Below are 22,194 nucleotides of genomic sequence, written 5' to 3'. Positions count from 1 at the left end.
CCTCCGATATCTTCCGTTGATCTAATGTTAGGTTTCTTGCAAGTGTACTGTCCGCAATGCCGTCTTTATCTACGTCAAGTTTGGTATCCCAGGAAACAACGCGGCCATCATTAAGAAGCAGCGCGAAATCAATAGCTACTCCGTAGTTATGGTAACTGGTTCCGCCTTTAGCATTGGTGACAATGGAGCCTGGTTTGGTCCGGCCCTGCGCGTAAAGTTCATCCTGCTCTGCGTTGGTCCGTAGCCCCTGGGTAATGACTATACTGACTCCTCGGGCGTAGCAGCGCTCAATAAGCGCCATCGTAGCCGCTACAAGGACCGGATGCAATTTCTCAATCTTGGACATCGATTTAAGCTTTACCTGTTCAAGCGTCAACATCGTTTTGTTTCGCCTCCTCTTTCTTGCCACCTGCTTTGCTCTCAAGGACTGCGACAGCATCCCTCAGCACTGGCGGCATCGGTACGCCCATCTTCCCGGCGTTTTCGATAATGCTCAGCAATTCATTTGCCATATAAAAAAACACTACTGCATCCCGCAAGTAGTGCATGTCTCCTAACACCATATCGATTACATGTGCCACGGTAATAAACATAAAAATGGATATCTTCTTGGCCACGCCGATATAACCTTTCATGGACCGTAACTCTCCCTTTATCCAGGCGGCAGCCCATCCGGTTACAAAATCAACAATGACTAACACAACAGTGCTTGTAACATAACGGTCCACCCTCCCCATAAGTAGCCTACAGTTGCCCCAGCAGCTGCAGACACTGCCTTTACGATGTGAGCCTTATCATCCATACTCCCCCGACCTCTCTATGATTTCTCCCTAAAGAAATTGCCCCCGAAGCAGCTCCGAGGGCAAAATAAAAACGCCTACTATTCGGCGCTGGTTGTAATTCTCTGTAGCCTGATCAGCTGTAATCTTTTTGGCTGTGACAAATACCTGCACTTGCGCTGCTGAGTAAAGCCCTGCAGCGTAGTAGCGCTTAACTAATGCGTACCAGTCCATTACAATACACCTCCCATCACAAGACTGAGGAGTAAGGCAGCCTGATTCTGTTCCTGCTGTTCTTGCCTCGCCTGTGTCTGGGCCAGCTCCAACAATATACCGGCATTATCCATCTGCATTTGCTCGATCTCCGTCAGCTGCGGCGGGGTGTTGGATTCGGCCTCCTGGTAGGCTTCCCAGGCTGCTTGCAGCTCTGCTTCTGTGGGCTGTGGCTCGTCCAGCTTCCACACTGCGATATACGGCCCACGCTCTACAAGGTCGTAATCCTCGCCCTCCGTCAGCAGGTTATAGTCGATTCCGTAACGGTAGTGTACGCCCTCTACTGGTTCTCGCCTTCTTCAGGCCGTTTAATCTCATACCGGACGCGGCCTTTGACTTCGGCACCGGGTCGCAGCACCGGCTCCGGGCCGTTGTCCTGCACAATAAAGTCCCTCATCGGATCAGCGCCAGGATGTAGATACATGATTGCTAGTGCTATATTCATCTTTATCCCTCCTTTAAGCTATTTGCGTAACAGAGAAGTGACATAATATTCCGTCAGGATTTCCATAAAGAGACATTCCCGAAACATTGGTATAAACCCAAATTTCAAGGTGTTCCCCCGCTGTTAATTCCATCGAAACCGCGCCTTGTGTGAGAATTTCCCCAATCGCTCCGCTTTTCACATACGTACCAAGATCTCTATATCTGCCGCCATTTTTGTATACTGTCATTACTAAGACTGCCCCTGATGGCGTAGTCGATGTTGTTTGAACACCGGCCTCCACCAAATAAATACCACTCTTCTTTGCTGTAAACCTTCTGTTGACTACTGAATACTCGCTCAAGTGATCTGACCATGGTGAATCAAAAGCTACTTTGGTAAAAGCGTTTTGGGCTATAGCTTGTTCTGCTGATATTCTGGAGAAAATATAGCTACGTGGTGCTGAGGTATTATCTCCCCATGGGTTAATAACGCCTCCATTCGAGCCGTCAAGCGCTCCGTTCATTATAGTCCCCGCAGTGTTAACCAGTGCCCCGCCACTCGGAAGAATAGCCGTGGAATTTCCGGTTCCTGTACAATTCACAACGGTTACTTGCCCCTTCTCGACCTGAATTCCGGTTCCGCGATTAGATATCGTACACCCCTCGACTATTCCGCGTTGATTAAAGATGCCAATTCCTGTATTAGAGCTAGAAGCATTCACTATGCAGCTAATAAAATTGACCATTCCTCCATCATAAGCATAGAAAGCGTTTGATGCTGTTGAAGTAGCAGTGAAACCATTCACTAAAATTCGTTGACATCTTTCAAACGTGAATGATTAACAATCGAAGACGAACCTGTAAACCCAATATATCCACTGCCTATTTTACCGGATATTAGTACACTTTCTGCGTAAGTTCCCGCAGCAACGTTCACTGATACCACATGATTAACGGTCTGAGGTATCATACTGACTGCCTTGCCTATTGTCTTAAATGCCCCGCCCGCAGTATTCACCAGCCCCGTATTACTATCATTACCATCTGTACGGACATAGTAGGTAATATCTGCTGAAGTCGCTGTAACCACAGGTGTATTGGCTCCGGCCCCATTACCTATAAATAGCTCCTTGCTATCCGTGGTATAACCAGGCTCCCCCGCCGCTAAGGCTCCAATCGTTGCCAGTTGCGCCTTAGTGCCACGTCTTAACTGTATCTTATTTGCCATATTGCGCTCTCCTCCTTAAAATGTGCCGCCGTCAATGGTGTCAGTTACCTTAAGGTATCCCTGAGACTGAACATAGGCGGTACTTGCCGCCTTTGTACTGTTGTCTGAGGTAGCCTGCGTGGGCACTGTTGGATTGCCCGTGAAAGCAGGGGATGCTAACGGAGCCTTAAGAGCATCTGCTGCAGCCAAGATAGCACGGACAGCCTCCACAAATGCTGTCGTGGCTAATTGCGTTGAATTGGTACCGGCTGCTGCAGTAGGAGCCGTAGGTGCGCCAGTCAGCGCTGGACTTGCGAACATGGTAGCCTTACTCTCGTTTGTGACGTTGCCCAAACCCACATCAGAAGCGGTTACCGTCGTAAAAGTTGGCTTAAGCATTACATTATTGAACGTGAGCCAACCGGAAATACGATTAAAAACAGGAAGTATGGACTGGGAATCATACTAAAAAATTTGGAGGTTTTACTTTACCTGAGGTAACTGCGGGGTTTTATCAAGAATTGTTATACAACCTGAAGGAAGAAGGAAAAAGCCGAAATACAATTACAGCAGTCCATACCGCAGCTTCTCTCATGTTTAAACATGCCAAAAGAAATGGGTTAATAGAATCCGATCCAACTGCAGATGCCGTAATCCCAAAAGATAAAAAAGTAGCAAGAAAAAAGGGAGAGAAAAAACAAGTCCTCCCAAAATTTCTTGAGAAGGACGAGTTGAAAGCTTTTCTTCAGTTGTGTAGGTTCATATTAACTATTAACCTATGGGCTTTATTCGTCGTATTGGCCTATACAGGGTTACGAATCAGTGAAGCGGCGGCTTGCAGTGGGAAGACATCGACATGGAAAAACGGACAATTGATGTAAACAAGCAGATTTACGGTACAAGCGTCCGTGATTACATTTTTATCCCTACAAAGAATGATCAGAGTGAACGGATAATTAGTTTTGGCGACACTGTAGCTAAAGCTCTGGAGCTACAAAAAGGATGGCAGCGTGAAGAAAAACTGTCTGCCAAAACCTTTAACCCAAAAGATGACTTCGTCTTCTGGTGTCCATCCCTGCCAGGATATCCAATCCAAATTACGTCTATGCCTAAAATTATGAAAGCAGTGCTAGGGAAAGCCGGGCTACCACCCCAGCTTACACCTCATAGCCTACGTCACACACATGTATCCCTACTCGCATCGAATCCGCGTGTAGGATTACCAGAGATCCAGGCCCGTATCGGCCATAAAAGCAATTCTAAAGTAACTGAATTGATCTATCTCCATGTAACAAAGCAACGGCAATACGAAATTGCAGACGACTTTGAATGGGCAATGAATCAGTAATATGCGGGTAATTTGCGGGTAACACTTTTCAAAAATCCCTTTGAAATCAACAGGATTCAAGCCCCTGCTAAATATAAAACATATAATTATCCGCGTGGCTCTCTTCCTTGAAGTTGATCAGATCGGATAATGTGGTGGAGTCCAGCACATCGGCAATGCTGTCGCGGATGCGCAGCCACAGGTCGCGCTTGGCCGGGTCATCTTCTTCTGTGAAGTCCACAGGAGAAATCGGGCCTTCCAGTACGCGGATGATGTCTCCGGCAGTAATGGTGCTGGTCTCGCGGGACAGAATATACCCGCCGTATGCGCCGCGGATACTTTTTACAAGTCCGGCATTACGCAGCGGGGCGATCAGTTGCTCCAGATAATGCTCGGAAAGTCCGTTTTTCTCGGCAATGCTCTTAAGTGATGTTGGCCCTTCACCAAATCTTAGGGCAAGCTCCATCATAATGGTTAATCCGTAACGTCCTTTGGTTGATATTTTCAAAGGGGCACCTCTTTCGGTTTAGTTGCTGGTTCTGTGGTTCCTGTTTCGCTGGTTAGACATGAGATATGTCATATCAACGTATTCCGATGTTTGCTCTCAGCTTATGTTATCATATCTTTGGACACATTTGGAACACCCAACGGGAATAATTCGCGATTTTGTTCACCAGTGGTGGACAAATTGTCAATTTTGAACCGTTTTCCGCTATAATTTATAACAGCTTTCTCCTGTTTGGGGTAGACAGGTATGTTATAATACACAATGAGCCGGGTGTTCAGTCAGAACGCCGGTATTTTGTGCATAGAAAATGGTGATCACGATGACAAAAGCTAATCAGGATATCCGTGTCGTCGTCGGTATGTCGGGTGGGGTCGATTCCTCTGTTACAGCGCTTCTGCTGAAGCAGCAGGGTTATGATGTCATCGGCATCTTCATGAAGAATTGGGATGATACCGACGAGTTCGGCGTATGTACGGCTGAGACCGATGCCGAGGATGTGCGCCGCGTGTGCGAGCAGATCGATATTCCTTACTATACCGTTAATTTCGAGAAGGAATACTTTGATAAAGTCTTTTCCTATTTCCTCGAAGAATATAAGGCAGGCCGGACACCGAATCCGGATGTGATGTGCAACCGCGAGATCAAGTTCGGGGAATTCCTGAACAAAGCGCTGCAGCTTGGCGCAGATTACGTGGCTACCGGGCACTACGCCCGGGTAGTGGAAGAGGACGGCATGTTCAAGCTGCTGCGCGGCGTGGACAACAACAAAGACCAGACTTATTTCCTCAACGCACTGAACCAGTATCAGCTCTCCAAGGCCATGTTCCCGATCGGGCATCTGCCGAAGCCGGAGGTGCGGAGAATTGCCGAGGAAGCCGGACTCTACACCGCCAAGAAAAAAGACAGCACCGGCGTCTGCTTCATCGGAGAACGTAATTTCCGCGAATTCCTGAGCCAATACCTGCCGGCACAGTCGGGCAATATGGTCGATATCGCCACCGGTGAAGTCAAAGGCCGTCACGACGGCCTCATGTATTACACGCTGGGCCAGCGCCAGGGTCTTGGCATCGGCGGCTCCGGCACAGGTGAACCGTGGTTCGTGGCCGAGAAGGATCTGGCAAGCAATACCCTGTATGTTGTACAGGGCGAGAAGCATGTCAGCCTGTACTCCACCAGCCTCACAGCTTCGGGTGTGAACTGGATCGATGCAGATACACTTGGCGACACCCCGCTGAAGTGCACCGCCAAGTTCCGCTACCGCCAGCCGGATCAGGGTGTTACGCTGACGAAGCAGGAGGACGGAACCGTGCATGTTGCATTTGATGTTCAGCAGAAGGCGATCACGCCGGGACAGGCTGTGGTGTTCTACCTTGGTGATACGTGTCTGGGCGGCGGAACCATTGAGACTGCCGAGAAGGTTGTGCCGCTGCCGCAGGTGTAACTGCATCACCTGTCGGAGCTAAGCCCCATAAATACAAAAGAACCTTCAACACCACCGGATCGTGGAGCTGAAGGTTCTTTTATTCGTTATTGTACGGGATAATGCTCAGACAGAATTACTTTAACTTTACCGGATTTCAGCTTATTGCGGCTGAACCCCCCATACCCGTACGCCATTCAAGTACAGCGGTACCCGGTTCCAGTCTGTATAAGCCGTTTTGGTTGAATCATAGGAGTAATCATCAGCCTCATTGTAATTGCTCCAATCGGATTTGTTGATGCGCAGCTGAATCTCACCGGTGTTCGCGCCGGGTGCCAGGCTGCCTGCGCCGGCACTGAAGGAAATCTCCACATAATAATCCGCTCCTGCAACCGCAGGATCAAGCTTCACGAAGCTGCCCAGCACATTGCTGCCGCCGAGTGTTGCATAATCGACATTGAACTGCTGAGGTTTCTCTCCGTCAATCGTGTAATAGTAACGGAGCTTGACCTTACTGAGATCTACCGCTGTCGTCCCGTTGTTGACAATCCGCAGCTGCGGACGGAACTGCGAATCTGTGGCGTTCGTATCCGTTGTGCGGTATTGAACTACCAGGTTCGCCGCAGCAGGCGTAGCCGTTGGCGTGACCGTCGGTGTAGCCGTTGGCATTGTCGTCGGTGTAGCCGTTGGCGTTGTCGTCGGCGTAGCTGTTGGTGTGGCCGTTGGCGCAACTGTCGGTGTGGCTGTTGGCGTTGCTGCAGGTGTGGCCGTTGGTGTAACTGTCGGTGTTGTCGTCGGCGTAGCTGTTGGCGTGGCCGTTGGCGTTGTGGTCGGTGTAGCTGTCGGTATTGGACCGCCGCCGTTATTGATTAACCGGTCGTATTCCGCATAGGCTGTAGCGATGTCCACCTGTGACCAGAAGCGGTGGTAGGTAAACTCAGGTGCGCCATTGTCCCATGTCTTGGTTGTTTTGTTGTACGAGCTATTGTACTTGCCTTCCAGGTAACTCCACTTGGGATCATTTTTAATATCGGGAAGCACATCGGTATAGCTCGCATAAACTCCGTTTCCGCCCTTGGCCGGATCGGAAGGTACTGTCGCGCTGCCCGGTATAGTGTTTCCTTGGCCGAAGGTACCCGTCCAGCCCGCAGGGAAATATACCTCTTTGGTGAAGAAACGGAAATAATCCGCACGCTTCTCAAGCGTCGTAATTCCCAGTCCATCATTGTAGCCCCAGGCTGTATCCAGCAGGGACTTGGCCAATTGTGAAGCGGTTCCGCCGAGTGCAGTATAACTGCCGTGTTCCGCTTTGCTTCCTGCGGCAAAGAACGTAAGCGCTTTAATATAGCTGCCCAGCACGCCGGTATCCTGTCCGGGATCTTTGGTCACTGCCTTGAGGCCGCTGTTGCCGCTAAAAGAGTTGAAGCCGCCCCATGTATCCGGCTGGCCCTGCCACTCCACATTGCCCGGAATCCAGAACTCGCCGGGTGCGGACACGGTGGCAATCTGCGGATCATCTCCGCCCAGAATCCGGTTTCCCTGCAGGTCCAGATAATAGCCGGCGGCATCCGTTACCGGACGGCTGCCCGCAAAGGCATAATCTGTAGACCAGTCAATCCAGTTCTCAATCACCCGTTTGGCCATTTTGAAATTGGCCGAGGTGGTATCTCCGCTGGAAGCCAGAATGTAATACAGCTCGGCTACCCGTTCCACGCTCCAGGCCTGCATCCCGAACCAATTGTTGGATGGCGGGTCATGGTAGACTGGAGCCTCGTCGTAGGCCATGCCGTAGAAGGTGCTTGTACCGGCGGGATAAGCACTGTATGAGCCGCCATAGCTGTTCGTGGCACCGCCTGCAATAGCTCCTTCAGAGGATTGCAGCCAGTTGTAGAATTCCAGCTGGCGGGTCAGCGATTTGCCCCAATCCTCTCCGGCCGTTGCCGAAGCCGGAATCAGGCCGCCGTCTGCAGTGGACAGTGCATAGGCTGCAACCACATTCTGATAACCCTGGTGCGCATGGCTGGCGCCGATTCTCCAGGCCCAGTTCCCGGTTGTTCCCAGTCCGCCGCCCCAGGCCGTATACCAGGCCAGCAAATACTGGCTGGAATCCTTACCGGTTCCCGCTTCAGGTGTGCCGTCAGCGGCACTGCCGACTTTCTGGAAGTACTTATCGTACATTCCATAGCGCAGGAAGTCGCCCATTTTCTTGGCTTTGTTCAGATAGACCGTATTGGTGTAGCCAAGGTCTTTGGCCCAGTACATCGCTTGCACAGCGCGCGCATCCGCGTCAGTAGCATTCGTATAACGCCATTGTGCGGAAGGTACGCTATTTTCCTTGGTGAACAGGCTCATGAAGCCTTCATTCGTCTTGCCGAACGTTTTGTCATCCTGTGAAGGATGCGCTACCGCTTCCCAGACGGATTCCTGCACCCCGCGCTGGAAGGTATTCACATAAGCAGCGGTATGCGTAGGATTCAGCAGATTGCCGAAGCCGTACCAGTTGTCCACATCCACCAGCCAGTGCATCAGATAAGTCTGGTTATTGCCGTAGGTCGACTTCAGCTCTCCATCCAGCGGGTCCTTGCCCGGCGTATATTTGCCGTTCAGCGCACTTGGATACAGATCCGGCTGGGCAAGCTCCGAGGCGTAGGTTGCCGGACTGTTCGGGTTGTAATTGCTCATCGTCGGCTGCTCCTGCACGCCGTCGCCTTCATTAACCGGGATGATGTATTTCTCCATATTGTCCCAGGCGGCTTCGAGCTTGCTCCAGTCTCCGGTATTATAGCCATACAGCACTTCAAGCCACATCCAGTAGCTATAGGCCTCGGAGGTGGTCATATGCCCGTAGTTGGGCGCCTCGCTAAGCAGGGTCTCCACCGCGTGATAAGGAATGCCTTCCGCCGAGAAATAACCGCTCGCCGGGTCCTTCAACTGGGCGTACAATTGCAGAAATCGTGTTTGTTCTACTGAAGCGGCCTTGGCTGTCCCGGGTCTGACATTAAAGATACCGCTTGTGAGGGCAAGGATCAGGATGGCAACCATTACTATGGAGACAGGTTTCTTGATTGAACTCAGCTTCATCATTTCGGCATACTTCCTCTCTGGAATGATTTATGGTTCCAAGCCCCATACGAGCGTTCCTGCACGGTAAAGTGTAGCTTTCTCCCAATCCGCGAAGGTCTGCTGGGTTCCTCCATAGGAATAGTCATTGCTCTCATTGTAGGCCGTCCAGTCCGTCTTGTTGAACCGCACCTGGATCTCCCCGCTATCCGCCCCCGGAGCCAGGCTTCCTGCCCCTGCGGCAAAGGAAATCTCCACATAAGAATCCGCCAGGGACACCGGCGCTTCCAGCTTCACAAAGCTTCCGCTCAGGTTGCCGCTGCCGACAACAGCGTAGTCACAGTGAAATTCCTGCGGCTTGTCCCCGTCCACGGTGTAATAATAGCGCAGCTTCAGACCGCTGAGTGCAATGGTCTCGGTCCCTGTGTTGACAATCCGGAACTGGCTGCGGATCTGCGAATCGCCGGGACTTGTGTCATTGGTACGGTACTGTACACGCAAAGCTCCAGTAACCGGCGGGGTGGTCTCGCGCGGCCGGGCCGTGGCCTGTGCAGACGCCGTACTCTCCCCCACACTGTTCGATGCGGTCACCACGTAATAGTAGTCCAATCCGTTCGTCAGCCCGCTGTCGCTGTAGACGGCTCCGTTTGCCGTGCCAATCACCGTGTACGGTCCGCCGCTCACCAGAGAGCGCTTAATCGTATATTGGGAGGCGCCGCTGACCGTATTCCAGCTCAAGGCTACACTGGCATTGCCGGGTACCGCCTGCAGGCCGGACGGACGGCCCGGAACCTGGGGTTCACCGGGGGTTCCGCCGCCGGGAGGCAGCTCCCCATACACCTTGACACCCGCATCAAATACCGGAATATACGGATTCTTCGTCGCCGAGGAAGCACCTGGAGCCACTCCCTTGAACGAGAAGTCGTTGCTGTTGTCCCAGAAGGTGGTGTTCAGCGGCCCGGCAATCCGGAACTGGACCTCCTTGCGGTAAGCGGATTGTCCGCCCGGATAAATCGGTGTGCCGGAGAAATCGATTTTGGTGTAATAGATATGGTTCGCTTCATCGTAAGGCAGCAGCTGCGAGACCGTCGCCCCCTGATTGTAGCCTCCCGCCTTGACGGTGATATCTGCAGGTCCATACCCTGCAGCCACAGCCTCACTTATGTCCATATAGTAGTTGAAGGACATTTGACTGCTGGAGCGGGCAGGCCACCCGGAGCGGTTATTGAGCAGCGCTCGGATTTCCACAAAATTGCTGCCGCTGGCGTTCACAGAGGTCTCGGTGAACATTTCATCCTCACGCGTTTCGGCCGGCGGGAAATTCACAAGCGGCTGCTGGCCCTGTCCGTGGAGCAGCATCATTTTGGCCAAAGCGCCCGTAAAGGCTGAATTGTAATCGGTTGCAACTTCGTTGGAGACATAATCGCTGATCGTATCGGTGTAGCTGTCTGTCTTGGAAGGTCCTCCGACCAGTGCGCCGTACAGCACATGCCGGTGGTTCGCAGGAGTTGTCTGGCTGTCACTCCAGGAGCCGTGCGAGGTGCGGTGATGAGGATGCTGGGGCGCATTCGTGCCGAAGCCGATCACATAGCTGCTGCTCCGCGGATTATCGCCCAGCATATAGGTAATCTGCCGCTCCGCAAAGGTCTGGGCGGTGCTCTTCTTCACCGGATCTGAAACCCAGTCCGCATAGACAAAGGCCATGAATGCCTGGTTGGCCGCATACCGCAGCGCCCCCCATTGGTCCAGATGGGCCAGCCCTCCGGGAGTATAAGCTACCCGGTCAGAGGTACCGTTCACTCCGGTGGTCCAAAACTGCATATTCCGTTCAGTGGATTGAATGAATTTGGGATCACCCGTAATGCGGGACAGCAGGAGTTGCGCACCGTAATGCTTGTCATCCCAGGATTGGGTCCATTGATAACCCCAATCTCCGGCTTGGTTCGTGCCCCACAGATTGCTGGCGGCAGTAGCCTTGTCCAGATAGGTCTGCTCACCGGTCGCTAAGTACAGCCAGACGCCGCCCCAGCTTAATTCATCGGCGTAGCTGCTCCACGAATTGTAATACTGCTTGGCATCAGTGATTGTATCGGAGTAAGCCCCGCGGTACGTATCGGCAAAATTGTATAATTGCTTGGCATGCAGCAGCAGCTTGTCCGCATAAGCGGCATCCGAATCCCTGAAAATGATGGAAGCTGAGGCAAGCGCAGCAGCGGTCTCCGCAGCCAGATCAGAGCCTGGATGCGCGGCATCAATCTTATAGGAAGGACGTGCCATTTGCATGACCTCCGCCGGTCCCCACCAGTTATGATCCGCCGTGCCGTTGCCGACCTGTCCCCACAGCTCATTCGGAGCCGTATGCGCTTTCACAAAATAGTCTGTTGCCCAGCGGATATTGTCCAGAATCTCATCCAGCTGCCCCGATTGCACGTAGCCATCCTTGTATTCATAGACCGACCATGCCAGCATGGTGGAGGTGTAGGCCATAGGAAACCCGAATTTAACATGATCTCCTGCGTCATACCAGCCTCCCGTCAGATCGTGGCCGACATCTGCACCGTCCTGCAGCCCCGAGTCGCCTCTCCATTCCACACGGTTGTTCTCCGGCAGATCACCTGACCGCTGTGTCTCATAGAAATAGATAGATTTCTGCAGTGCCTCTGCATAATTAATCCCGGCGGTTGCGGCTTTGCTGACATGCGGATGAATAACAGTCCCTGAAGCAATAGTGCAGGTTAGCATTAAGCTCACTGCTGCGATACAGCCTGTCTTCCGTCTCGTTTGCTTCACCTTAACTCATCTCCCTTCGATTCTTACATTCAGCCCGATCGGGTGACTCACGCGCAGATACCTCCCCAGCGTCCATTGAAGATATTTCATAAGACATTCTATTCAGTACGTTCCATCCCCCACCCCCACTTACAAATTAAGGAAATAATCTTCCTATCTACACATATACCACATATAGTAATTTAATTCTATATATTTACAATTAATTTCACCGAAAACAAACTCATTTTGTCAAATAATTTCCATTTTTATCATATTTACCGTGCCCTCATCCGAAAAATACGCTAATGTATTTCAGATACACAAGCGGATACGCAAATAAAAGACCACCGCCATTGAGTGCATGCGGTGGTCTCACTTTACTTCTCTTCATTTATTGGTCTTCCCATGCATCTGAGTGGGGCACTATTGCCCGCGCCGCAGCTGCTGGTTATGGCGGATCTTCGCTTCGTTGCCCTGCTCGGTCGCCTGATAGAACACCCTCCGGGAGATCGCCTTCGGAAGATAGTCCTGCTTCACATAGTGACCGGGGAAATTATGGGGATACTGGTATCCCTCATGCCCCAGCTGGGCTGCGCCTTTATAATGTGTATCCCGCAAATGCAGCGGCACCTCAGCCGACTTCAGATCCTCCAGGCTATCCATGACGTTCGCGATTGCCATCACCACGCCGTTTGATTTCGGGCTCTCTACCGCAAACAGGATTGCCTGGGCGATATTCAGCTTCGCCTCCGGCCAGCCGTTGTTGCGGTAGGCATCCAGCGCACTGACAGCCTGGACCATCGCCTGCGGGTTAGCCAGGCCGATATCCTCGCTGCTCGCGGCGATCAGACGGCGGATGAAGGTCATCGGGTCCATGCCGAGCTTCTCCACGGCGTAGAGGAACCAGAACAGGGCGGCGTCGCTGGAGCCGCGGATGCTTTTGTGAAAAGCGGACAGCACATCATACTGCGTAGACTCGTCCGCTTTGACAATCGGCCGGCGGATGGACTCCTCCGCCACCTCCAGTGTGATATGCACGCTGCCGTCACTCTCCGGGGCAGTGGTCATCGCCGCCAGCTCCAGCGCGTTCAAGGCGCGGCGGATATCGCCGTTAGCCATCGTGGCGATATGCTGCAGCGCGTCCTCATCCGCCTTCAGATCCATGAACCCCAGGCCCCGCTGCTCATCGGCGAGCGCCCGCTTCATGGCAATCAGGCTGTGCTCGCTGGTCAGGGACTCCAGCTGGAACAGCGTGGAGCGGCTCATAAGCGCCCCGTTCACATAATGGAACGGATTCTCCGTCGTTGCGCCTATGAAGGTAATCGTCCCCTTCTCCACTGCCGGCAGCAGCGCATCCTGACGGGAGCTGTTGAAGCGGTGTACCTCATCCAGAAACAGAATCGTCTTCGAGCCGTACAGCGCCTTGTTGCTCTGGGCGCGTTCAATAACCTCGCGGACATCCTTGACCGAGGCTTCCACCGCGTTCAGCCGGACAAATTCACCTTGGGTATGATGCGATATGATATGAGCCAAGGTTGTTTTGCCGCAGCCTGGAGGCCCGTACAGCAAGATGGAAGACACCTGATCGGCCTCAATGGCCCTGCGCAGCAGCTTGCCGCGGCCTACAATATGCTCCTGTCCAATATATTCATCGAGATTCACGGGCCGCATCCGGTCTGCAAGCAGCCGTCCGTTCCCGTTCCCGTTATCTTCACCCATCGAGAATAAATCCATAACTCCACTTCCTTGCTAGTAATCTGGCATTTCGCTATTTCTTCGATAGAAATAACTGGCTGCCTTCTATCATACCATACCCGCAGCTTTCATTAAAAAGAGCATGACCTCGCCATCACCGGCGGGAGCATGCTCTTTGTTCTATTCTTAGAACTTATATGTGTTGGGGTTGTTTCAAATATTCAGGCTAGCTGTTCAGTGCCAGCCGCATTTTTGAAATGATTTTGCGGATGCTTTCTTCGGATAAATGATATCTCTTCTGCAGCTCGTTCACCGAGCAGCCGCTGCTGTGACTACAGAAGATCTCTTCATTGCGGTTCGCAATTTCTTGCCGGGAGCCGCTGTTCTCGCCCCATCGTACCCGCTCTTCCGTCTTCTTCGGGATGTATAGCAATTCACCCTGGATGTAGCCCTGTAGCTCTTCGAGCAATCCCGGGGGGAGCACATCCTTTCCATTTACGTAACTCACGTTCTGGTTCCTCCTTCAACAGGTGTGTTCCGTTAAGTCCGATCACTGCGCTGTTCTTGATAATCATGCCACCTGCCTCCTTTCTTCTCCTCAAATTTGGTAAATAACCTAAATTCATTATATTAAACCCTGCGGTTAGCGTCTACATTCATTGTTTATCAGTAATCTATCAGTGGTTTGTCAGTGTACTGCTATATATTTTAGCTAAGCCTGAAATATATAGCCGCTATCTATACATAAGGAGGCCTCGCGGCCTCCCCTTAAACAGGCTTCCGTCTTAGACGGAAACCACCTCGTATTCTGAAAACATTGCCATCAGCCTCCTTCCAGAAGTAATCTTGCCCGGCCGGACACTTATTATTAAGCCACAGGTATCCGCAGGTTACAAGTTCAAGAATAGTTATAATCGTTCTCCACCTTGAGCTCACGTTAATCATAACTTTCAGGAGGAAGGCATAGCGTAATTTTAGTCAAAAAAATTTTGACGAAAAACTAATTTTTTAGTCGATTAGTGTCGAAATATATATTAAATTATCTATTTACTTCGAGATATGGAAATTAATTTAACCCCATCCATTCAGAAATTCAGGAGGAACCTTCTATGACAACCCCACGGAATCCTTTAAAGCGTGTATTTCACATCACCAAGCTCAGAACGGAACTCATGCTGCTAATCATCATAGCCATTGTGCTCCCCTCCCTTGCCCTGGTTGTCATATCCACGGAAACCTCAGAGTCGGCACTGCGCTCCAAGATGGAAGAGACCACAAACTCAAGCATTCATATTCTCGATAAAACCCTTTCGCAATTAATCCAGCTGGAGAGCGCAGGTGTGAATGAGCTTGCTTACCAGATTAGTGCCGCCGATCTCACCAGCGATACTGCAAAAGTACGCAGCCTGATCGACAAATTCAAGCTGGAGCATCCTGAAGTGGATATCGTAGCCCTGGGCAACGATGAAGGTAAATACATGTTCGCTCCGGATTCAGAGCAGCAGGATTATGATCCCCGCATCCGGGACTGGTACATAGACGCTCTAAAGTCACCGGAGACCACATCGGTTATTGATCCGATTTTCTCCAAAGTGACGAACAGCTACATTCTGCCGGTTTCCAGGGCTTTTCCGGACGGCAAGGGTGCCGTTACCATCAGCATCAGCATGAACGAGCTTATGGAGCTGACCAAAAATGTCAGTCTGGGCGACAGCGGTTATGTATATATTCTAGACGGCAATAACAAGGTGATCTATCACCCCACCATGGAGGTGGCTTCTGAAGCAACAAGCCAGATGCTCGCTGAAATGGGCAAAGGCCCGGCAGGCAAAATCTCCTACAAGGACGATACAGCCAATACACAAATGGACGGCTTCTACATTACGAACGAGCTGACCGGATTCAAAATGGCCGGTGTGCTGCCGGAGAATGAATACACCAAGGCTGTATACCCGATTCTGTACAAGTCAGGTATCGTGCTTGTCGTCTCTCTGCTGCTTGCTTCGATCGTAACCTTCCTTATCATCCGCCGCATTACCGGCGCTGTGGAACGCTTGAACCGTTCGGCCAAAAGGGTAAGCGAGGGTTATCTGGATGAGTCCGTGGAAACGAACCGCAAGGATGAGATCGGTCAGCTTGCCGGCAATTATAATACGATGGTGTCTTCCCTGCGCAGAATGGTTCAGGAGGTCGCTGAAACGTCAGGCCACCTGGCGGCAGCCAGTGAACAGCTGACAGCCAGCACCGGCGAGAACAGCAAAGCGGTCGAATATGTGACTGAGCTGGTCGAGGAATCCACCCGTGGTGTGGAAACCCAGGCTTATGCTTCCGCCGAAGTGGCTATAACGATGGATGAAATGTCAACCGGCATTCAAAAAATCGCCTCCGCCTCAGAGATGATAGTGGGCGCCGCAGTACAGACGGAACAGGATGTCTCCACCGGCAGCGCCAAGATGCAGCATGTCGGAGAACAGATGAAGACGATCCGCGAATCCGTACATCAGTCCGGCACGCTGATTGCTGAGCTTAACGGATTAAGTGCCAAGGTGGCGGAGACCAGCACGGCCATCTCTGCTATTGCCAAGCAGACCAATCTCTTGTCGCTGAATGCCGGCATTGAAGCTGCACGGGCCGGAGAACATGGCAGAGGCTTCGCTGTAGTCGCCGGTGAAGTGCGCAAGCTGTCCGAAGCTTCCAATGTCAGTGCAGGACAAATCCAGGAGACCATCTCTGAGATGGTGGACCTGATTGCCAGCGCCTATGATGTGATGCGGCATAAAGTGGTCGGGGATGTGGAGCAGGGAATGGCGCTTACACAGGAAGCCAGCGAGGCCTTCCACCAGATCGAGCAGTCCACCCGGCATGTAGGCGAGCAAATTCATGAAGTATCCGCGATCACCGAGCAAATGTCAGCCAGCAGCGCAGAAGTAGCAGCGTCTGTTCAGGAGATGGCCAAGATCGCCCAGGCCGCGCTGGAATCCTTCCAGAGTGTAACAGCGGCGACAGAAGAGCAGCTTGCTTCCATGGAGGAGATCACTTCATCCTCCGCTGCGCTCTCCGCCATGGCCTCGGACATGCAGGGACAGGTGGAACGGTTTCACTTCGAGCCGAAGGGCAAGGCTTAAACCTTTCTGGGTAACTATCACCGGCTGCTTGGGTGGACGCTCCGCAAACAGACCAACATCACATTCTCCATTCGCCTACTTCTGGCGGCATCCGGCATAATGAGGGGCACTAATGCTCCTCATTTGCTCATTCGGCCCGCTTCCAGTGAATTCAGGGGCACTAATGCCCCTCATTTGCTCATTTGGCCCGCATCCAGTGAATTCAGGGGCATTTATCCCTTTGATTCCTGCATACAGCCCACTTTCGGCGGAATCAGAGGGATTTATCCCTTTGATTTCACCCTGCTGCTGACTTCTGGAGTTTGAGTGTGATTTCCCCAACTCTTCGGGTCCAAATACAAGCCAAATCTGACCCATACGGACACCACAGCCCTTAACCACTCATAATAGGCCCTTTTGACAGGTTTGCGGACATCACAGCCCTTATCCACCACTTTTCATGTGCCAGCTCCACTTTTCGGGCGGAATAAAGGCGCTGGTGTCCGTAAGCACCGGCACTCAGTTGCTTTCCGCTGGCTTAACGTCTCTGCTGTCCGTAACGATACGCTATTCACTTGTTAAACCTTTGTGTGACGTCTACTTTCTTGACAGAGGTCCACTAATGCTCCTCATCACTCTCCTTCAGCCACACTCGGCAAAATCAGAAGGATTTATTCCCTTTGACCTTACCGTGTGCCGGCTTCCGAATAATTGATTGAGTGAAACAAATAAATCCTTATATATGTACAAAGAAACCTCTCCTTTGAAATGGTTAATACATTTCACCAAAGAGAGGTTTCTTTTTTGCGTTTTTTAAGATTGCATATACGTTTCCGCCTAAACAGTGGATCGGACCGGACGACCCGCGGAAAAGCGTTAGCGGAGCGTCCACTCAAGTGCACACGTTGATCCTACTCCAAAATAAAAAGCTGTTATTGCTTATGCGAATAGGTTAATTAATTCCCTTCAGGTACGGGCCAGCCGGAGACGGTTTCCTCTCCAAGCAGCTGTACGTAATGCGGAAGCCCGCCGTCATGTAATAGCCACAGCTCATGCAGGGCACGTGTACAGCCTACATACATCAGCTTGGCATCCCAGGCTGCCCCGCCGTAGTGCGCACTGTCCGCATCCGCCAGGATGACGGCATCGAACTCCAGTCCCTTGGACAAATATACGGGCAGTACGGACAAGCCGCCGCGGTATTCGGTGATGCTGCCGTCAATGAGATGAATATCCTCGAACTGTCCGGCAAGCTCAGCGTACAGCTCAGCGGCTTCCCGCAGACTGCGTGTCAATACAGCCACTGTGCGGTATTCGCGCCCGGAGAGCGACGACAGGGCGCTCCTGACAGCGCTGAGCCGCTTACCGCCGCCTGCAGGCGGTTCCGGCTGCGCATCCTCATAGGAAATCAGCCGCACTGGATTACCGCTGCGGAAGACCGGCACGGCCAGCAGCGCGCTGCCGACGCCGGCGGACAGAATCCCGTTGGCGAATTCAATAATCTCCATCGTTGAACGGTAGCTGCGGGTAAGCGCATGATACGCTGTATACTCCCCGGCAAACAGCGACTGCATCTCATTCCACTCATGTACCCCTTTGTAGGCATGAATCCCCTGGGATAAGTCACCCAGAATGGTGAAGGAATGGCCCTTCACATACAGATCCAACACGGCAATCTGGAACGGGGAGAAATCCTGCGCTTCGTCAATGACAATATGATCGAAGCGTTTGGTTCCCTCATTGCCGTTCAAAAGATAATGAATATAGAGCAGCGGCGGAAGATCCTCTTCGCGCAGAATACCTTTCTTCAGCTCTTTCACCGTTTCCTTCAGTACAGCCTGCGGAATTTCTTCCGGCGCCTCAGCCGGCCAGTCCTCCGGAGTCTTCGCCGCGCGGAATATCTGCTTGTAGATGGCCAGCGGCTCATATTTCGGCCACTTGGCGCTGTACGCCTTCTCGCGGGCCGCACCTTTTTTCTTGCGGTCCTTCAGCGCAGCGGCCGACGGGCTCTTCTTCAGCTCCATCTCGATCCAGCGGTGAATCCGCGCCATCACGCGTTCCTTGCGTTTGGCCGGAGGGTAAGGCGCATATTCCTCATTATGCCAGCGCAGAATCATCGAGCGGCGCAGCACAGCCCCGTCCCACGGGCTGAAATCCCCTTCAGGCACGGCGCTGGTCTCCAGCAGTTTAATGCTGGATTCAATGACACTCATCAGCACTGTGGAGCCTTTGAAGCGTCCCGGGGTCTCTTCCGTAATGACGGGCATCGCTCCTGCTGTTTCGAACCAGCGGTTCATCGTTTCCGAAGCGTCCTGTTCCGGCAAAGTCACACCCAGCACACCTGCCGCCCAGTCCGGGAAGGTGCTCTGGGCAATATTGCCGACACCGAGCTCCGGCAGCACATCTGAAATATAATCCAGGAACATCCGGTTCGGAGCGAAAATAATCATTTTCTCCGCCGAGACCTGATCCTTGTATTGGTACAATAAAAAAGCCAGCCGGTGCAGCGCGACGGTAGTTTTACCGCTTCCCGCCACCCCTTGAATAATCAGCGCCGTGTTCTTCGCTGCCCGGATAATCTTGTCCTGCTCCTCCTGGATCGTCGAGACGATATCACGCAGCCGGTTGTCCTTGTTCTCACCGAGCCGGTACACCAGGAATTCATCCGACACCGCCGGCGCATCACTGTCGCGGTTATACGTATCCGCAACCCGCTCCAGAATCTGCTTGCGGATGACCACGTTGCGTTTGAGGTAGACGAGCCCTTCAATCAGCCCTTCCGGTGCTTCATAGGAGGCCGCTTCTGTCCCTCCTGTAAACGAATAGAACAGGCTTGCCACCGGTGCCCGCCAGTCAATGACCAGCGGACGGTCGCTTACCTGCTCACGGTCTACGCCGATTTTACCAATATAAAGTGCCTTGCGTTCTTCCTCGTCATTGCCCTGAAAATCAAGCCGTCCGAAATAAGGCTCCTGCCTAAGCTTGGCAAGATCTTTGCGCCTCTGTTCCCTGGAGTCCTCCAGCACTTGTTCCGTATACTCGTGTCCCGTGTACACCGGAGTGCTGCGCAACCGCTCAAGGGTAGAGTCAATCTCTATAAGCGCATGGTTCAGCCTGTCTTCTTCCTCTTGATAGGCACTTTGAAAGTTGTCTTCCAATTTCAGTTACCTCCTAAAAGTGATGTGAGCAGTACATCATATCACAAGAGGACAGGGAAAGCCATATATTTCAAACTGCCGTATAGAACGGCTCACCTGCCCTATATGAGGCGCATTTAGCCCATCAGCGCATGGAGCACAAAGTTTGCTACGAACAGCCCGGCAATGCCGTACAGTGCCGGCGGGACATCCTTGCCTTTGCCTGTAGCCAGCTTCACAACCGGGTAAGTGATGAACCCAAACGCCATCCCGTCCACGATGCTGTAGGTGAATGGAATCATCACCATAATCAGAAACGCGGGGAAGAGCTCCGTCATGTCGCTGAGATCCATCTCGCGTACACTCTGGACCATCAGTCCGCCGATCACGATCAGAATCGGCGCAATTGCGCTGTCCGGAACATAAGCCAGCAGCGGAATGAACAGAAACGTCGCCCCGAACAAGAGACCGGTGACGAGTGAGGTTAAGCCGGAGCGTCCGCCGGCAGCGATGCCGGCTGTAGATTCGGCAGCGGCTACTACGGGACTGCTGCCGAACAGACCTGCTGCGATGTTGGCGATAGACAGCGCCCGCAGACTGCTTTTGAAGCGTTCCGGACGGCCTATCATCAGCGTCTGCGAGGAGATCAGGCCGATGTTCTCGAAGACAACGATCAGCAGCAGCAGGAATACGGCAATCCAGAAGACCAGGCTGATGAATCCGCTCCATTCCATACTGGCGAACACATCGCCATATCCGCTGAACACATGTCCGGATTCGGTATTCTCAGGCGCATGAGCCGCTCCCAGCAGGTAGGCCAGGCCTGTCCCCGCCAGCATGCTGATCAGCAGGCCGCCGCGCGTGCCGCGGATGAACAGGACCAGGGCGAGCAGCAGCGTCACCACCGAGGTAATGACCGCAGGATCGCTGAAATGCCCGATAGCGACAAATGTCGTAGCATGGGCAATCACAATCCCGCTTTTTTGCAGGCCGATAAACGTCAGAAACAGACCGATTCCGACAGTTATCGCATGCTGCAGATTATGGGGTATGGCATCACTCAGTATGCGGTAGAGCGAAGTGAACGCTACAATGGCGAACAGCACACCCGTCACCACAACAACGGCAAGCGCCTCACGCCAATCCAGCTTCATGGAATGTACAAGCGTATAGGTGAAAAAGGCATTGATGCCCATGCCCGGGACAACGATAATCGGCGTTTTGCCGCCAAAAGCCATCAGCAGACAGCCTGTAATCGCTGTCAGCAGTGTGGCCACCATTCCCGCCCGCAGCGGCATTCCTGCATCATGCAGAATCGCTGCATTGACCATAACAATATATACCGAAGCGAAATACGATAGGATGCCTGCCGCCCACTCCCGTTTCCAGTTGTCGCCCGGCGCAAGTCCCACGCTATCCCGCCAAAAATTCGATTTCATCTAAAAACCTCCACTATAGAACGTGAACTTAAGAATGTTATACAATAAGCTGCAATAATGCTGCAGCCCACTGCTCCATCTTAAGTTTTCTTATATTATGATGTTAAGTTCCGCTGGCTATTACCCGGTTTGTCTGATCTGTAATCAGCCATCTCACCGGTATGCTGCTCCAGGCAGCAATAAAAGGGCATGCAGCCGGGAATCAGCTGCACGCCCTTGAATCCTGTCAAACCCTCATTCAAACGTGATGCCGCCGGTCTCCAGCAAATCACGTACCGTAACACTGACCATAATCAGACCGACTACCGGAGGCACGAAGGAAGTGCTGGCCGGAGGCTGCTTCGCCTTACGCCGGTCCGGCGCATTGGCGGGAACAATCTGCTCGGTTACATCCTCACGCGGCTTTACCGGCTTCTCGGTCGAGAATACAACCTTGACGCCTTTCTTGATGCCTTCCTTGCGCAGCTTTGTGCGGATCACCCGCGCAATCGGGTCCATGCTTGTCTTGGAGATGTCGGCCACCTGGAAACGGGTCGGGTCCATCTTATTCGCCGCTCCCATGCTGGAGATCATCGGGATCTTCCGGGTCAGACATTCCTTGATCAGATGAATTTTGTAGATAATTGTATCCGAAGCGTCAATGACATAATCCAGCTTGTATTTGAACAGCTCCTCATAGGTCTCTTCGGTGTAGAACATGTTTAGGGCAATCGCTTCGCAATCCGGGTTGATCAGCTTGACGCGGTCTACCATCAGATCGGTTTTGTTCTGGCCGATGGTCGTCGTCAGCGCGTGGATCTGGCGGTTGATATTGGTAATATCGACCGAATCCTTATCAATCAGGATAATACGTCCGATACCGGTACGGGCGAGGGCTTCTACAGCCATCGCGCCCACTCCGCCAATCCCCAGCACAGCCACTGTGCTGTTCTTCATGATCTCGAGACCTTCCGGTCCGATCGCCAGTTCCGTACGCGAGAACTGATTCAGCATGATGTCAGCCTCCTTTAGCAAGCCTGCGGGGCATAGCCGCTTAAGTCCGCCCTA

General features: G+C 52.4%; 19 protein-coding genes and 1 pseudogene. 4 read left to right on the top strand and 16 right to left on the bottom strand.

The features are described 5' to 3' along the window. From QW71_RS05660 to QW71_RS05630, 8 genes and pseudogenes are all read right to left on the bottom strand, one after another. Window positions 1-379: M15 family metallopeptidase (locus QW71_RS05660; protein WP_039294564.1), on the bottom strand; the 379-nt coding region annotated here is incomplete at its 3' end. Beyond that, window positions 366-802: pseudogene (locus QW71_RS36945) on the bottom strand (holin family protein). The gene QW71_RS05660 and the pseudogene QW71_RS36945, both read right to left, overlap by 14 nt. A gap of 28 nt (window positions 803-830) precedes the next feature. Beyond that, window positions 831-1,013, bottom strand: coding sequence for an XkdX family protein (locus QW71_RS05650; protein WP_039294561.1), 183 nt, complete (start codon window positions 1,011-1,013; stop codon window positions 831-833). Next, the gene (locus QW71_RS05645) at window positions 1,013-1,249 is read right to left on the bottom strand and encodes an XkdW family protein (RefSeq protein WP_268794607.1); all 237 of its coding nucleotides are present in this window, start codon (window positions 1,247-1,249) and stop codon (window positions 1,013-1,015) included. Before QW71_RS05645 ends, QW71_RS05650 begins: the two co-directional genes overlap by 1 nt. A gap of 83 nt (window positions 1,250-1,332) precedes the next feature. Then, window positions 1,333-1,497, bottom strand: coding sequence for an XkdW family protein (locus tag QW71_RS39725; RefSeq protein ID WP_152679701.1), 165 nt, complete (start codon window positions 1,495-1,497; stop codon window positions 1,333-1,335). Between the two features lie 13 nt (window positions 1,498-1,510). Next, window positions 1,511-2,002, bottom strand: a complete 492-nt coding sequence (locus tag QW71_RS05640; protein WP_152679700.1) for a hypothetical protein — start codon at window positions 2,000-2,002, stop codon at window positions 1,511-1,513. A 281-nt stretch (window positions 2,003-2,283) separates the two neighbouring features. Continuing rightward, complete coding sequence (locus QW71_RS40880) at window positions 2,284-2,706, bottom strand: hypothetical protein (protein ID WP_039294552.1); 423 nt, start codon at window positions 2,704-2,706, stop codon at window positions 2,284-2,286. Window positions 2,707-2,721: 15 nt separating this feature from the next. Then, window positions 2,722-3,006 (bottom strand): hypothetical protein, encoded by a 285-nt coding sequence (locus tag QW71_RS05630; protein WP_039294549.1) that lies wholly within the window; start codon window positions 3,004-3,006, stop codon window positions 2,722-2,724. A gap of 200 nt (window positions 3,007-3,206) precedes the next feature. On the opposite strand from QW71_RS05630, the gene QW71_RS37795 reads away from it, so the two are divergent. Continuing rightward, complete coding sequence (locus tag QW71_RS37795) at window positions 3,207-3,566, top strand: hypothetical protein (protein WP_052769909.1); 360 nt, start codon at window positions 3,207-3,209, stop codon at window positions 3,564-3,566. Continuing rightward, window positions 3,542-4,033 carry a tyrosine-type recombinase/integrase gene (locus QW71_RS36940; RefSeq protein WP_052769908.1) on the top strand — a complete coding sequence of 164 codons (492 nt, stop codon included), beginning with the start codon at window positions 3,542-3,544 and terminating at the stop codon, window positions 4,031-4,033. Before QW71_RS37795 ends, QW71_RS36940 begins: the two co-directional genes overlap by 25 nt. 67 nt (window positions 4,034-4,100) lie before the next feature. Here QW71_RS36940 and cymR read toward each other — a convergent pair whose 3' ends face one another. Beyond that, complete coding sequence (gene cymR, locus QW71_RS05620; protein ID WP_039294546.1) at window positions 4,101-4,520, bottom strand: cysteine metabolism transcriptional regulator CymR; 420 nt, start codon at window positions 4,518-4,520, stop codon at window positions 4,101-4,103. Between the two features lie 319 nt (window positions 4,521-4,839). Here cymR and mnmA point away from each other — a divergent pair, with 319 nt between their 5' ends. After that, window positions 4,840-5,961, top strand: coding sequence for a tRNA 2-thiouridine(34) synthase MnmA (mnmA, locus tag QW71_RS05615; protein WP_200905890.1), 1,122 nt, complete (start codon window positions 4,840-4,842; stop codon window positions 5,959-5,961). A gap of 141 nt (window positions 5,962-6,102) precedes the next feature. On the opposite strand, the gene QW71_RS05610 is transcribed toward mnmA, so the two are convergent. The 4 genes from QW71_RS05610 to QW71_RS05595 all read right to left on the bottom strand — a co-directional run bounded on the left by QW71_RS05610 (window position 6,103) and on the right by QW71_RS05595 (window position 13,975). Beyond that, on the bottom strand, window positions 6,103-9,021 hold the full coding sequence (locus QW71_RS05610) for a glycoside hydrolase family 48 protein (protein ID WP_039294591.1): 2,919 nt from the start codon (window positions 9,019-9,021) through the stop codon (window positions 6,103-6,105). 30 nt (window positions 9,022-9,051) lie between these two features. Continuing rightward, on the bottom strand, window positions 9,052-11,742 hold the full coding sequence (locus tag QW71_RS05605; protein ID WP_047013646.1) for a glycoside hydrolase family 9 protein: 2,691 nt from the start codon (window positions 11,740-11,742) through the stop codon (window positions 9,052-9,054). 453 nt (window positions 11,743-12,195) lie between these two features. Further along, window positions 12,196-13,506 carry a replication-associated recombination protein A gene (locus tag QW71_RS05600; protein ID WP_039294539.1) on the bottom strand — a complete coding sequence of 437 codons (1,311 nt, stop codon included), beginning with the start codon at window positions 13,504-13,506 and terminating at the stop codon, window positions 12,196-12,198. A 187-nt stretch (window positions 13,507-13,693) separates the two neighbouring features. Next, window positions 13,694-13,975, bottom strand: a complete 282-nt coding sequence (locus QW71_RS05595) for a CD3324 family protein (RefSeq protein ID WP_039294537.1) — start codon at window positions 13,973-13,975, stop codon at window positions 13,694-13,696. Window positions 13,976-14,576: 601 nt separating this feature from the next. Here QW71_RS05595 and QW71_RS05590 point away from each other — a divergent pair. Beyond that, a complete protein-coding gene (locus QW71_RS05590) occupies window positions 14,577-16,592 on the top strand; it encodes a methyl-accepting chemotaxis protein (RefSeq protein WP_039294531.1) in 2,016 nt (671 codons plus the stop codon). A 935-nt stretch (window positions 16,593-17,527) separates the two neighbouring features. Here the strand turns inward: QW71_RS05590 and QW71_RS05580 are convergent. From QW71_RS05580 to QW71_RS05570, 3 genes are all read right to left on the bottom strand, one after another. After that, window positions 17,528-19,729 carry a UvrD-helicase domain-containing protein gene (locus QW71_RS05580; protein ID WP_039294525.1) on the bottom strand — a complete coding sequence of 734 codons (2,202 nt, stop codon included), beginning with the start codon at window positions 19,727-19,729 and terminating at the stop codon, window positions 17,528-17,530. Window positions 19,730-19,845: 116 nt separating this feature from the next. Next, window positions 19,846-21,147 (bottom strand): NCS2 family permease, encoded by a 1,302-nt coding sequence (locus QW71_RS05575; protein WP_039294523.1) that lies wholly within the window; start codon window positions 21,145-21,147, stop codon window positions 19,846-19,848. A gap of 234 nt (window positions 21,148-21,381) precedes the next feature. Continuing rightward, window positions 21,382-22,140, bottom strand: coding sequence for a ThiF family adenylyltransferase (locus QW71_RS05570; protein WP_039294521.1), 759 nt, complete (start codon window positions 22,138-22,140; stop codon window positions 21,382-21,384). Between the last annotated feature and the right edge of the window lie 54 nt (window positions 22,141-22,194).

It is taken from the genome of Paenibacillus sp. IHB B 3415, from assembly GCF_000802655.2.
In the GTDB taxonomy this organism is placed as follows: Bacteria; Bacillota; Bacilli; order Paenibacillales; family Paenibacillaceae; genus Paenibacillus_AQ; species Paenibacillus_AQ phytohabitans.
Note: the sequence above shows the minus strand (reverse complement) of the source record. Positions and strands in the feature narration are given on the sequence as shown.

Coding starts and splice junctions, on each gene's coding strand:
- QW71_RS05650 (WP_039294561.1), bottom strand. CDS start 1,013: ATGGACTGGTACGCATTAGTTAAGCGCTACTACGCTGCAGGGCTTTAC.
- QW71_RS39725 (WP_152679701.1), bottom strand. CDS start 1,497: ATGAATATAGCACTAGCAATCATGTATCTACATCCTGGCGCTGATCCG.
- QW71_RS05640 (WP_152679700.1), bottom strand. CDS start 2,002: ATGAACGGAGCGCTTGACGGCTCGAATGGAGGCGTTATTAACCCATGG.
- QW71_RS40880 (WP_039294552.1), bottom strand. CDS start 2,706: ATGGCAAATAAGATACAGTTAAGACGTGGCACTAAGGCGCAACTGGCA.
- QW71_RS05630 (WP_039294549.1), bottom strand. CDS start 3,006: ATGTTCGCAAGTCCAGCGCTGACTGGCGCACCTACGGCTCCTACTGCA.
- QW71_RS36940 (WP_052769908.1), top strand. CDS start 3,542: ATGGAAAAACGGACAATTGATGTAAACAAGCAGATTTACGGTACAAGC.
- mnmA (WP_200905890.1), top strand. CDS start 4,840: ATGACAAAAGCTAATCAGGATATCCGTGTCGTCGTCGGTATGTCGGGT.
- QW71_RS05610 (WP_039294591.1), bottom strand. CDS start 9,021: ATGAAGCTGAGTTCAATCAAGAAACCTGTCTCCATAGTAATGGTTGCC.
- QW71_RS05605 (WP_047013646.1), bottom strand. CDS start 11,742: ATGCTAACCTGCACTATTGCTTCAGGGACTGTTATTCATCCGCATGTC.
- QW71_RS05600 (WP_039294539.1), bottom strand. CDS start 13,506: ATGGATTTATTCTCGATGGGTGAAGATAACGGGAACGGGAACGGACGG.
- QW71_RS05590 (WP_039294531.1), top strand. CDS start 14,577: ATGACAACCCCACGGAATCCTTTAAAGCGTGTATTTCACATCACCAAG.
- QW71_RS05575 (WP_039294523.1), bottom strand. CDS start 21,147: ATGAAATCGAATTTTTGGCGGGATAGCGTGGGACTTGCGCCGGGCGAC.
- QW71_RS05570 (WP_039294521.1), bottom strand. CDS start 22,140: ATGCTGAATCAGTTCTCGCGTACGGAACTGGCGATCGGACCGGAAGGT.